The organism is Pseudomonadota bacterium, assembly GCA_039818985.1.
Taxonomy (GTDB): domain Bacteria; phylum Pseudomonadota; class Alphaproteobacteria; order Sphingomonadales; family Sphingomonadaceae; genus Alterisphingorhabdus.
On the sequence record JBCBSU010000001.1, the window covers coordinates 222,470 to 235,165 of the forward strand.

General features: G+C 61.7%; 11 protein-coding genes. All 11 read left to right on the forward strand.

Annotated features, from left to right (window positions below; genetic code table 11):
• Positions 1-19: 19 nt before the first annotated feature.
• The 11 genes from AAFX04_00885 to AAFX04_00935 all read left to right on the forward strand — a co-directional run bounded on the left by AAFX04_00885 (position 20) and on the right by AAFX04_00935 (position 12,686).
• Positions 20-880 carry a type II secretion system protein N gene (locus AAFX04_00885; GenBank protein ID MEO1043974.1) on the forward strand — a complete coding sequence of 287 codons (861 nt, stop codon included), beginning with the start codon at positions 20-22 and terminating at the stop codon, positions 878-880.
• Positions 880-3,045: a type II secretion system secretin GspD gene (gene gspD / locus AAFX04_00890; protein MEO1043975.1), complete on the forward strand. Its 2,166-nt coding sequence runs from the start codon at positions 880-882 to the stop codon at positions 3,043-3,045. Before AAFX04_00885 ends, gspD begins: the two co-directional genes overlap by 1 nt.
• 113 nt (positions 3,046-3,158) lie before the next feature.
• Positions 3,159-4,658, forward strand: a complete 1,500-nt coding sequence (gene gspE / locus AAFX04_00895; protein ID MEO1043976.1) for a type II secretion system ATPase GspE — start codon at positions 3,159-3,161, stop codon at positions 4,656-4,658.
• A complete protein-coding gene (gene gspF / locus AAFX04_00900) occupies positions 4,651-5,880 on the forward strand; it encodes a type II secretion system inner membrane protein GspF (protein MEO1043977.1) in 1,230 nt (409 codons plus the stop codon). Before gspE ends, gspF begins: the two co-directional genes overlap by 8 nt.
• A 13-nt stretch (positions 5,881-5,893) precedes the next feature.
• Positions 5,894-6,370, forward strand: coding sequence for a type II secretion system major pseudopilin GspG (gspG, locus tag AAFX04_00905; GenBank protein MEO1043978.1), 477 nt, complete (start codon positions 5,894-5,896; stop codon positions 6,368-6,370).
• Positions 6,357-6,827 carry a GspH/FimT family pseudopilin gene (locus tag AAFX04_00910; protein MEO1043979.1) on the forward strand — a complete coding sequence of 157 codons (471 nt, stop codon included), beginning with the start codon at positions 6,357-6,359 and terminating at the stop codon, positions 6,825-6,827. Before gspG ends, AAFX04_00910 begins: the two co-directional genes overlap by 14 nt.
• Positions 6,817-7,983 (forward strand): type II secretion system protein GspL, encoded by a 1,167-nt coding sequence (gene gspL, locus AAFX04_00915; GenBank protein ID MEO1043980.1) that lies wholly within the window; start codon positions 6,817-6,819, stop codon positions 7,981-7,983. Before AAFX04_00910 ends, gspL begins: the two co-directional genes overlap by 11 nt.
• Complete coding sequence (gene gspM / locus AAFX04_00920) at positions 7,983-8,462, forward strand: type II secretion system protein GspM (protein MEO1043981.1); 480 nt, start codon at positions 7,983-7,985, stop codon at positions 8,460-8,462. Before gspL ends, gspM begins: the two co-directional genes overlap by 1 nt.
• A 20-nt stretch (positions 8,463-8,482) precedes the next feature.
• Positions 8,483-9,214: a type II secretion system protein N gene (gene gspN, locus AAFX04_00925; GenBank protein MEO1043982.1), complete on the forward strand. Its 732-nt coding sequence runs from the start codon at positions 8,483-8,485 to the stop codon at positions 9,212-9,214.
• An 85-nt stretch (positions 9,215-9,299) separates the two neighbouring features.
• Positions 9,300-10,862: an acetyl-CoA acetyltransferase gene (locus AAFX04_00930; protein MEO1043983.1), complete on the forward strand. Its 1,563-nt coding sequence runs from the start codon at positions 9,300-9,302 to the stop codon at positions 10,860-10,862.
• A 174-nt stretch (positions 10,863-11,036) separates the two neighbouring features.
• A complete protein-coding gene (locus AAFX04_00935) occupies positions 11,037-12,686 on the forward strand; it encodes an alkaline phosphatase D family protein (protein MEO1043984.1) in 1,650 nt (549 codons plus the stop codon).
• Positions 12,687-12,696 lie beyond the last annotated feature (10 nt).

Below are 12,696 nucleotides of genomic sequence, written 5' to 3' on the forward strand. Positions count from 1 at the left end.
GGGAGGCCGATTCGTGAGTGTGCGCGAAACCACTCTTTTGCGACGCATCGCTCAATGGCGCCAGCATAGCCTTTTCTGGCCTGTTACCATCATTTTGGCGCTCCTGCTCATGGTCCAGCTGGTCCGGCTCGTGCTGTTGCTGATGACTCCGGTGACGCCGCTGGGTGACTGGCAGCCGCGACAAGCACAAGCGATGCCGATGGCGGCGCGCGAGGCGGTGCTCACCGGTTTCAACCCATTCAACCGCAGCCGCAGTGCTTCCGGCGATAGCGGCACCGCTACTGTCACTTCGCTCGATCTGGTGCTTTATGGCATCCGCATTAACGCTGCATCGGGTGGCGGTTCGGCGATCCTCGCCGGTTCCGACGGGGTGCAGACCAGCTTCTCGGTCGGCGAAGAGGTGCTGCCCGGCGTGACTCTCGCTGCGGTGGAGTTCGACCATGTCCTTCTCGACCGGGACGGCAAGCGGGAATCGGTCTTTCTCGACCAGTCGGGTGATATAACGCCGGTTTCGCCACAGCCGTCCGATTCTGATGATGCTGCGGCACCGGCCAGTTCGACCGCATCCCAGGCGGAAGCCTCGACCGCAAGCATCGGCGATATTGACGTCGCTCTCGATCCGACTATCGATTTCGATCTGCGGATGGAAGGCAATCAGGTCACCGGCATCGAGGTGTCGCCGCAGGGTGAGGGCACAGCCTTCAAGAAATTCGGATTTCAGCCGGGCGATGTCATTGTCGAATATGATGGTCGTGCGGTGCGCAGTGCTGACGATGTCAGAACCATAGTTGCCAAAAGCCGTCCAGGCGGCCGTTTCTCGGTGATGGTCGAGCGCGGCGGCGATATCCTTCCCATAGCCATAATAGTACCGGAACAGTGATCTCCAGATTATCCCTATTGGTCGCCAGCGCGGCCCTTTGCCTGAGCATCCCTGCCTCTGCGCAGCATGTGCTCAATGTCCGTGATGCCGATGTGCGGGCGTTTATCGCCGATGCTGCAGAGGTTACAGGGCGTACCTTCATCGTCGATGCCCGGGTTGCCGGCACGGTTTCGGTGGTCACTGACAGACCGCTGTCACGCTCGGAATATTTCGAGATCTTTCTGTCGACATTGCGCGCCAACGGTCTGGTTGCGGTCCCCACCAGCGGCGGTGCCTATCGCATCCAGCCGGCCGAAACCGCTGCGGCCCAGCCCGGACGTGTCGGCAGCCAGAACGCCGCGCGCGATCAGTTTGTTACCGAGGTTTTCCGGCTCAAGGCGATCGATGCGACATCGGCAGTCGAGACGCTGAAGCCGCTGGTCAGCCGCGAGGGATCACTGACGGCCAATCTGGCCGCCAACAGTCTGGTTGTTGCCGATTTTGCCGACAATGTGCGGCGCATCCGCGAACTCATTGCCAGGATCGATCGCGATAATGCCTCGACCCAGCTGATCAGCCTGGAAAATGCCGGGGCACGCGAGATTGCGCTGGCTTTGCAGCAATTGGTGCCGCCGCGGCAAAACACGGCACCAGCGGTGTCGGTGGTGCCGGTCGACAGCAGCAATTCCATCGCCATGCGCGGTGATCCGACGACACTGGCAAAGCTGGTGGCGATCGCCAAAGAGCTTGATGCCAAGGCTGCCAATGGCTCGGAAATCCGGGTTATCTGGCTTGATTATGCCGATGCCGAGACGCTGGTACCGGTGCTCGAGCGACTGGTGGGGCAGCCGCCCAGTGCGCCAATTGGCGGCGAAGGACCGGCACCCGTCGCCCAGGTCGCGGGCCAGGCCGGTGACAATCGCGCCATTACCGGCACTCCGGGACGTGGTCCGTCGATCATCACCCGCTATCCCGGTGCCAATGCGATCATCATCTCGGCACCGGTCGATGTGCAGCGCAATCTCGCCGAACTGGTGCGCCAGCTCGATATCCGTCAGGAGCAGGTGCTGGTCGAGGCGATCATCGTCGAGGTTTCGGAAAATGTCGCGCGTGAGATTGGCGTCCAGTTCCTTGTCGGTGGCGAAGACCTGCCGTTCCTGGTGACGCCTTTCTCCAATGTATCGCCCAATATCCTCGATGTCGCTGGCGGCCTGCTGGCCGATGAGATCGATCAGACCACAACGGTGATTAACGGCGATACCGTGACCACCACCACCAACAGCGTGGCAGGCGACATATTGCGCGGCAATGCAGTCAATTCGATCCTCGGTGCACGCGGCGGCTTTTCGGGCTTTGCCGCTGATCTCGGCAATGACTCGATCCTCGGGGTGCTGATCAATGCGGTGCAGGAAGACACCGATTCCAATATTCTTTCGACACCGCACATCTCGCTCGACAACAATGTCGAGGGCAGCGTGCTCTTCGGTCAGGAAATCCCGATCAGCACCGGCGAGGCGCTGTCGAACAATTTCGACAATGCCTTCCGCACCATCCAGCGCCAGAATGTCGGTATCGAACTGATTGTGACGCCGCAAATCACCGCCGGCAATGAGGTGCGTTTGCAGATCCGCCAGGAGGTGAGCTCGATCGCCGGTCCGGTGAGCAATGACTTCCAGGAACTGATCATCAACAAGCGTGAAATTTCGACAACGCTTACCGTCGGCAATCGCGAAATCGTCGCGCTGGGCGGCTTACTCGACGACAATGAGCGCCGCACCATTCAGCGGATTCCGATCCTCAGCGACATTCCGCTGATCGGTGAGCTGTTCAAGTCGCGTGCACGCTCGCGGGTCAAAACCAATTTGCTGGTGTTCATCCGCCCGACGATCCTGCGCAGCAGTGCCGATGCCCGCGAGCTTGCGGCGCGGCGCTATGGCTATGTGCGTGACCAGCAGATGCGGCGCAATCCCGAAGTTGAACCGTCAATCGACGCACTGGTGCGCGATTATATCGGGGCTACGCCGCCACGGGTCACGATTCAGCCTGATGACCAGATCATCCGGCCGGGTGCGCGACAGGTGCCGCAGCAGATAGAAACAACACCATTGCCGCAGAGCGAAGCACAGGATGGAGCTGGCAATGGCGCAGAGCCGCCCCGGATCATGGATGAGGGCGGGAACCCGTAACACTGTGCCAATAGACCGCGAGTTACGCGCCGAAAGCGAGGCAGGAGATGCAGATTCGTAAGGGTGAAGAAAGTGATACCGACGAAGCGCTGGTGCTGGATACGCCTGATCCCATGGATGAGGGTGCCACCGGTCAGCCGGTTGTCGACATTCCCTATGGCTTTGCCAAACAGCATGGCATCGTCATTGTCGGCGAGGACAATGGCCGCATCCAGATTGCCCTGCGCGAAGGCGCCGACCCGCTGGTCCTGATCGAGGTGCGGCGCTATCTGGCGCGGCCCTTCGATGTCGAATTCGCGCCTCAGGCCGATTTCGACCGGCATCTGTCCGATCGTTACGCCATGGATGGTGATGCCGCTGCCATGGCCCAGTCTATCGGCGCTTCGGGCGAGAGTCTCGATGATCTCGCCGATACCTTGCCGACGGCGGAAGATTTGCTCGACAGTTCGGACGATGCCCCGGCGATCCGGCTGATCAACGGCATCATCGCCGATGCTGCGCGCCAGGGCGTGTCGGATATCCATGTCGAACCCTATGAGACCGGTCTGGTGATCCGCATGCGTGTCGACGGTGTGCTGACCGAGAAGCTGCGCATGCCGCCGCATGTCGCACCGGTGATCGTCAGCCGGATCAAGGTCATGGCGCGGCTCGATATTGCCGAGCGGCGCATCCCCCAGGATGGCCGTATCGGTCTCACCATTGGCGGCAAGCTGATTGATGTCCGCGTCTCGACCCTGCCCAGCCGGGTCGGCGAGCGCGTCGTGATGCGTCTTCTCGACAAGGAAAATGCCAATATCAGCCTCGACCTGCTGGGCATGAGCCCACGGGTGCATGAAATCATGCAGGAGGCGCTGTCCGAACCCAATGGCATCATCCTTGTCACCGGCCCCACCGGTTCAGGTAAGACCACCACGCTTTATGCCTGTCTGAAACAGCTTAATGACGGCTCACGCAATATGCTCACCGTCGAAGATCCGGTCGAATATGCGGTAGAAGGTGTCGGCCAGACCCAGGTCAACCCCAAGGTCGGGCTGACCTTTGCTGCCGGACTGCGCGCGATATTGCGTCAGGATCCCGATGTGGTGATGATAGGTGAAATCCGCGACCGCGAAACCGCCGATATTGCGGTGCAGGCCTCGCTGACCGGGCATCTGGTAATGTCGACGGTCCACACCAATGATGCGATCGGTGCGATCACGCGCTTGCGCGATATGAAGATCGAACCGTTTCTGCTCGCCTCGACGCTGCGCGCGGTAATCGCGCAGCGGCTGGTGCGGCGTTTGTGCCCGCATTGTCGCGAACCGGTCCAGTCGGATGGCAGCACCGCATCGCTGCTGGGTTTCGATCAGGGCACAGTGGTCTTCCGCCCCAAAGGTTGTCCGGAGTGCAACCATACCGGCTATCAGGGCCGGATCGGTGTTTTCGAGGCGGTGAAGATCGACGACACGATCCGCAAGCTGATCAACAGTGGCGGCGATGAGACGCTGATTGCGCGCCATGCCTTCCTCAATACCCCCAATCTCGGTTCGGCGGCACGCGCGCTGGTACGCAGCGGCGAAACCACCGCCGAGGAAGCGATCCGTATTTCGCGTCGGGAAGGCGATGATGGCTAAGTTCAGCTTCGCCGCTGTCGATCCCGATGGTCGCGACAAAAAGGGTGTGCTGAAAGCCAGCGACATCGCTGAGGCGCGTACTGCGCTAAAGGCACGCGGGTTGCTGGTGATGCGGCTGGAGGAGCAGGCAGCGGTCAGGCGTGCCGAAGCATCCGGCGGTATCAGCCTGTCGCGCAAGCCGAAGCTGAAATCCAAACAGCTGATGCTGTTCACCCGCCAGCTTTCCTCGCTGATGCAAGTCAGTCCGCTCGAGGAAAGCCTCGCCACCATCAGCCGTCAGAGCGAGCGTGCCGATGTGCGCACGGTGCTCGGCCATGTGCATAATGGTGTTGTCGAGGGGCAGACCCTGGCCGATGCGATGCGGCGCGAATCAAAAAGCTTCCCGCCAGTCTATCGGGCGATGATTTCCGCCGGTGAAAGCTCGGGCAGCCTGCCGGGCATTACCGAGCGGCTGGCCGATCTGCTGGAAAAACAGGCGGCGATCCGTGGCAAGATCATTGCCGCTCTGGCCTACCCGGCGGCGCTGGCGGTGGTTGCCGTTGCGGTGGTTATCGGCCTGATGGTTTCGGTGGTGCCGCGCATCGTCGAACAGTTCCAGAATGCCGGCAAAAATGATGGCCTGCCGACCATAACCAACATCGTTATCGGCATCTCGAATTTTCTTTCCGGCTGGTGGTGGCTGTTGCTGATACTGCTTATCATTGCCGCACTGGTACTGATCCAGGCGTTGAAGAATGAGGTATTTCGCTATCGCTTTGATGGCATGCTGCTGCGCCTGCCTTTTATCGGCCGGCTGATCCGTGATGTCCATGCGGCACGCCTGGCGCGGACGCTGGCGACCATGGTAGCCAGCCGCCTGCCGCTGCTCGATGGCCTGCAGCTCACCAGCCGCACCGTGCGGAACACGGTTTTGCGGCGCTCGCTCGACGAGATTGTCGAGCGCATTCGCGGCGGCGGCAGCCTTTCCGGCGCGTTGCGCCATGCCGGATATTTTCCACCACTGCTGGTCTATCTCACCGCCAGCGGCGAAGCATCGGGCCAGCTCGATCTGATGCTCGAGCGTGCCGCCGACTATCTCGAGCGCGAGTTTGAAAATTTTACCAGCACCGTCCTGTCCTTGCTCGAACCGGCGATTATCGTGATAATGGGCGGACTGGTCGCGATCATCATATTGTCGATTCTGCTGCCGATATTGCAGCTGCAGGATCTGGCAGGGATATAATGGGAATAGGGATATGATAAAGACAGTCGCGAAGCATATGCAGGAGGGCAAACGCCCGCAGAACAAGAAAAAGCGCAACGGCTTTTCGTTGGTCGAGCTGATGGTGGTGATCTTCATCCTTGGCTTGCTGGCGACGATTGTGGCGATCAACGTGCTGCCGGCACAGGACACCGCCTCGGTGACCTCGGCCCGCGCCAATATCAAGCAACTCGAACAGGCGATTGAACTCTACCGGCTCGACACCAATCGCTATCCCGGTACCAATGAGGGTCTGGCGGCACTGAAAACACCACCGGCCTCGCTGGGCGCCAATACCCGCTTTCCGCCGGGTGGCTATTTTCGTGGCGATCTGCCCAATGATCCCTGGGGCAACCCCTATCAATATGTCACCCCCGGGCCCAATGGCCTGCCCTATGCGGTCTATTCGCTGGGGGCCGATGGTGCCCCGGGTGGCACCGATCTGAACGCGGATATCTATGCCAACGAGTAAATCCGCCTCCTGTCCTCAGCGAGAGCGCGGCTTTACCCTGATCGAACTGCTGGTGGTGATTGCGATCATCGGCCTTGGGGTGGCGGCGGTGATCTTCGCGCTGCCCGGTAGCGAGCGGACGCTCTATGCCGATGCCGACCGGTTTGCGGCGCGGGTTGCCGCAGCGCGCGATCTCGCCGTGGTTGGCGGTCAGCCCATTGCCCTGTGGGTCAGACCCTCGGGCTATGGCTTCGAACAGCGCGTCGATGGCCGCTGGCAGCCGATGAATGCGCGCGGCGTCACCCGCGATGACTGGCGCAATGGTACCCAGGCTGTGCTGCCCGATGAAGGCATGCAGCGTCTGGCTTTCGACAATACAGGGCTGCCCAGCCGGGCGATCACGGTACAGCTGCGCAATGACCAAACGGGAGCAGCGATCAGCGTCAATGATCTGGGGGAGGTCAGCATTGACCGGTGAGACCGACAGCCTGATCATCCTGCCGCTGCCGCATGATGATGCGGCCGATGGCGGTGATGCAATGCGTTTCGCGTGGTGGAAATGTGTCCAGGGCAAGTGCGTGCAGCATGGCGAGAGCGGCAATGTGCTGGCCGCAGCGAGCCGCTCACCCGAGCAGGATATCGGGCCCGTGATATTGCTGCTGCCTGCCACCATCTGTGCCGTGGCGAGGCATCGCTTCTCCGATATCACCGCGCCACAGGCACTGGCGGCGGCACGCATGGCGGCGCTGGAAAACAGCATCGGTGACGATGATGCGTTGCATGTCAGTGCCCTCGTAACCGAGAGCGGCCAGGACGATGATGCGATGGCACATCATGTCCAGACCGTAGTGATCGAAAGCGCGACGCTGGATGCGGTGCTATCCGGCTGTAAGGCCATCGGTCTCGACCCCGACCATATCCTCCCGGCAGCGTTGGTGGTGCCACGCCATGGTGAGGAGTGTTTCCGCTTCACGCTCGGTCCCTATGGCTTTTTGCGCGCACCCGCCATCGCCGCCGAGGATGATCCGGCGCTGCGCGAATTGCTGATCGGCGATCGGCCAAGCGAAACGATGGATGAAGATGCTGTAGTCGCGGCGCTGGGCAGCCTGTCGGAGCGGGCGCTCCCCGATCTGCGCCAGGGCGGCTTTGCCAAAAAGGTTGATCGTTCCTTGCTCGCGCCGGAGGAGAAGCGGATCATCGCCGGACTGTTGGCGGTGCTGGTGGTCGTGACCCTGTTGATTCCGGGGATCCGGCTGCTGCGCTATCAGGCCGCCACCGATAGTGTCGTCGAGGAGACAGTCAGTCAGGCGCAGCAGGTGCTACCCAGCGTCACCGATCTCGACAGCGCCGAACAGCAGGTCGACGCCGCTTTGCTGGAACGGGGCACTGGCCCGCGTATTTTCAGCGCACCGGCCGCAGCGCTGTTTGCCATTGTCCAGCGCGTGGAGAATATCACCATCAGGGACCTGGGCTATCGCGCCGATGGCATGCTGACCGCCGTGGTGGCGGCACCCGACAACGCCACGATGAACCAGCTGCTGCTGCCCTTGCAGGAGCAGGGCTATACCATCACCGCCACCCAGCGACAGGAAGCCGGTGGCGCCACGGTGATCGATTTGACGGTGCGCGGCTGATGGACGGTATAAAACAATGGTTCACTGCGCTGACGCTGCGCGAGCAGATACTGATCGGCGTGCTGGCGGCGCTGCTGGCGCTGACGGCGCTGTTCTATGGTGTAGTGCGACCGTTATGGCTGGGCAGCTGGAATGCCGAGACCAGCTATAGGCAGACGGCGCTGCGTGCTGCCGGGGTGCAGGCGCGGCTTGACCTGCTGGCCGAAGCACCACCGCCCCGGGCACCGGTATCGAACGGACCACTGGCAACCCAGATCAGCGCCGATGCCGCTGAGCGCGGTTTTGCGCTGGAGAGCAATGTTGCCGGTGGCAGTGACATGACGACAATCACCCTTAGCGGTGCGAATGCCACTGCGCTGATGCAATGGCTGCTGGCACTGGAGAAGCAGGGTGTGGTGGTGCAGCAACTGTCTATGCAGCCAATCGCGCAGGGCAATGTCGCGGTGCGCGCCGATCTGATGCGGATAAAGCCGCAATAGCGGCGGAAACGCAGGCGACCATGATCCGTCCCTTTCGTCTTGTCCTGTTGCTGGTGCTGCTCTTCGGACTGGCTCTGCTGATCGCTTTTCTGCCGATGCGGCTGGCGCTGGAATGGAGCAATCTGGGTGAGCGAGGCCTCGCCGCGCGCGACATTCAGGGCAGCATCTGGTCCGGACGGCTGATCGATACACGGTTTCGTGACATCCCTCTGGGGACGTTCGATGCCGCGCTGCAACCGGCTTCCCTACTGGCCACGCCGATGGTGGCGGTGACGCGTCCGGAAGGCCTGACCAGTACCGCCGGGGAACAGCCCTTTGCTGCGATGCTTGGCGGTGGGACCGGGCATCTGGTGGTGCGCGAGGCCAATGGCGACATTCCGCTGGACCGGATAGCCGGACGCCTGCCGCTCTCGGCGGCGCGGCTCAGCAACATTTCTGTCGACCTCGATGAAGGCCGTTGTCAGTCCGCCTCGGGCGAAGTCCAGCTGGTGCTGAGCAGCTGGGTCGGGCGTTTTGCCGCGCAAAATGGTCTGCGAGGCACCCTGAAATGCGATGGTGATGCCCTGATGGTGCGCGGTGCAGGGCAATCGGGGCTGGAGACGCTCAGCTTCCGGGTCGAGCCTGATGGCCGTTATCGTGCCGAGCTGGCAATAGAAGGTTTAAGTGAAGAGCTGGCCTTCGGGCTGCGCGGGCTGGGCTTTCGCCGTTCGGGTAATGCCATGGTGCTGGGCACAAAGGGCCTGTTGCGCTGATTATCCGGCCATGATCGATGATGGTTGCGCTTCGCTGCGCCCGGGCTAGTGTTCCGCCCGGAAATATATCGGTTGAGGAATAAGCATGGACAGCGACACCACCCCGATCATTATTGGTGCCGGACAGGTCATGCACCGCTGGGATGGCCAAGACGCCGACGCGGCGCCATCGCCTCAGGGGCTGATGGCCGAAGCGACGCAGAGGGCGCTTGCCGATACCGGTGTGGCGGATGCGGTGGGTGATGCTGTCGATGTCCTGACCGCAGTGCGTATCTTCCCCGATTCCATGCCTGGCGATCACCATCCTTTTGACCAGTGCGTATCCCTGCCGCATGCGGTTGCAGCGCGCTGTGGTCTGTCTCCGGCGCGGGCGATTTACAGCCATGTCGGCGGCAATGTGCCGCAGGCGCTGGTCAATGAATTTGCCGATGCGCTGCATCGCGGCGAGGCCAGGGCGGTGTTGCTGACCGGGGCCGAGGCGACTGCGGCGATGAAGACGGCGCTGCGCGGCGGAGTGCAGCTCGACTGGTCGGACGAGCATAGCGGTGAGATCGAGGCCAGAAACCCTACGGAGGACAGAGGCTGGGGTTCGATGCTGCTCGACGGTTATGAGCTGGGCAATGGCCTGGGTGCACCGCCGCTCACCTATCCGCATTTTGAGCATGCGCTGCGCCATCGGCTGGGGCGCGATCAGGCTGCGCATCTGACCGCCATGTCGCGGCTTTGGGCCGGTTTTGCGGCGGTCGCCGCAACCCATCCGCAAACCCAGTTCGACCGCACATTTGACGAAGCGTTTTTGGCGACTCCCTCGGCGGACAACTATCCGATCGCCGATCCCTATCTCAAATGGCATGTGGCCCAGGACGCGGTGAATCAGGGTGCGGCGCTGGTGCTGACCACTGTGGGTGAGGCGAAGCGGCTGGGCGTCGATCCGGTCAAATGGATTTATCTGCACGGGACATCCGAGGCGGCGGACTATCTGGTCACCCGGCGGCCTGACCTGTCGCGCTCGCTGGCGATGGAAGCGGCGCTGGCAACAGCGCTGGACCGTGCCGGTCTCGCGACAGGCGATATCGGTCATTATGACCTCTATAGCTGCTTCCCCTGCGCGGTCAGTATCGCCGCCGAAGCGCTGGGCCTCGACGAAAACGCCCAGCCGCTGACTGTCACCGGTGGACTGCCCTTTTTCGGCGGTGCGGGGAATAATTATTCGATGCATGCTATCGCCACCATGGTTGAGCGGCTGCGCGATGACGGTGACAGCTATGGGCTGGTGCTCGCCAATGGCGGTTTTCTCAGCAAAGAAGCGGTGGGGATCTATTCGGCCCGCCCGGTTACCGGCTGGACGGTCCATGACGATAATCCGGCCCAGGCACAGGTCGATGCGCAGTCCAAAGTGGAGCGGATCAGCCAAAGCGGTACAGCAACAATCGAAAGCTACACCATTGGCTATAAGCGCGGCAATGCAGAGCGCGCAGTGGTTATCGCTCGCATGGGTGAGGCGCGGATACTCGCCTCGACCCCGCGTGACGAGCGTGCTGCTGCGGTGATTGCCGCGCTCACCGACACGGCGCGCGAGCCGATGGGTCGGACAGTCATTATCGAAAGCGACGGGCAGAAGAATGATCTGGTAGGGGTGAGCGATTAGTTTTCTTTTTCTCCATTCGCCCTGAGCTTGTCGAAGGGCCGTATTTGCCTTGAAAAGAAGAGCAGGGCTTCGACAGGCTCAGCCCGAACGGAATGGACAAGAGTCATTCTCTAGTCGCAATCGCTGCCTAAAGCATATTGCAAAGGATCAATCGCATCTTGGGAGAGAATGCATATGAACGGTATGATGGATCGGCGTTTTGTCCTCAAGGCAGGCACGATGGGTTTGGCGGCGCTGGCGGTGCCGGGCATCGGCCCCGATATCGCCCGCGCCTTTGAGCGCATGTCCGGCTTTACCCATGGCGTTGCCAGTGGCGAGCCGCAACCGGCATCGGTGCTGCTCTGGACGCGCTATGTCGGCAGCGGCGACAGCAAGCTTGACATCGAATTGTCCGACAGCGCCGATTTCGCCAATGCGCGACAGGCGGGTTCCACCGTGGCGCGGGCCGAGCGCGATTTTACCGCCAAGGCCGTAGTGCGCGACCTCCAGCCCAATCGCTGGTATTTCTACCGCTTTGTCGCCCCTGATGGCAGCACATCCTGCGTCGGCCGCACTCGCACCCTGCCTGTTGGTGATGTGGCGCGCTTCGGGTTGGGCGTATTCTCCTGCTCCAACCTGCCTTTTGGCCATTTCAACGCCTATGCCCATGCCGCCGAGCGGCAGGATCTCGACCTGGTGCTGCATCTTGGCGACTATCTCTACGAATATCCTGTCGGCACCTACCCTTCCCTCGAACAGGCTTTGCCCGGCCGCGTGATCCAGCCCGATACCGAGATGCTGACATTGGCCGATTACCGGCTGCGCTACGCCGCTTATCGCGCCGACCCCGATCTCGCGCGGCTGCATCAGAGCTTTCCGATGCTGGCAATGTGGGACGACCATGAAATCACCAATGACGCCTGGAAAAATGGGGCGCAGAACCACCAGCCGGACGAGGGCGATTATCAGGCGCGTCGCCTTATCGCCGAACGGGTCTATCGCGAATGGATGCCGGTGCGCGATCTTGATGATGGCGGCGACCTTTGGGCGGCTTATGATATCGGCCAGTTGGCGACGATCATCATGACCGAAAGCCGGTTGGCCGGGCGCGATCAGCAGGTGGATCTGGCCGATGCCTTTGCAGGCGAGGGAGAGCTTGCCGCCAAGCTGGCTGCCTTCCGGGATGATATATGGATGGATCCCGGTCGCTCGATGCTGGGCGAGAAGCAGGGTCGCTGGCTGTCGCAGACATTTGCGGCATCCAAGGCCGGTGGCACCACCTGGCAGGTCTGGGGTCAGCAATGTGTCATGGGCTCGCTCAAACTGCCGCCCGAGGCGATGGGCTGGGTGCCTGCTAATGCCCCCGATTATGTCCGCAACCGCACTTTGGGCGGGGTGGCGGCGTCGCAGGCAGGTCTGCCGTTCAATATGGATTCATGGGATGGTTATCCGGTGGCGCGCGCGGCGCATCTGACCGCCGCCATGGAGGGCAATTCGGACCTTATAGTGCTGTCGGGTGACAGCCATAATGGCTGGGCCTTCGATCTGGATGTCGATGGCCGCGCGGCCGGCGTCGAATTCGCGACGCACAGCGTGTCATCACCGGGATTTGAGAGCTATACACCGGGCGTTTCGCCAAAGGATGTTACCAGCGCACTGATGCGCACCAATGACCAGCTCACATGGGCGGACACAAGCCATCGTGGCTATATGACGGTGACGCTGACGCCGGAAATGGCCGAGGCCGAATGGCTCGGGCTGGAGACCATCCGCGAACGCTCGACCAATATGGTGATGAACCAGAAACACCGGGTCATGGCGGGCGCCAACCGCATCAGCGCCTGACCGGGTCAGC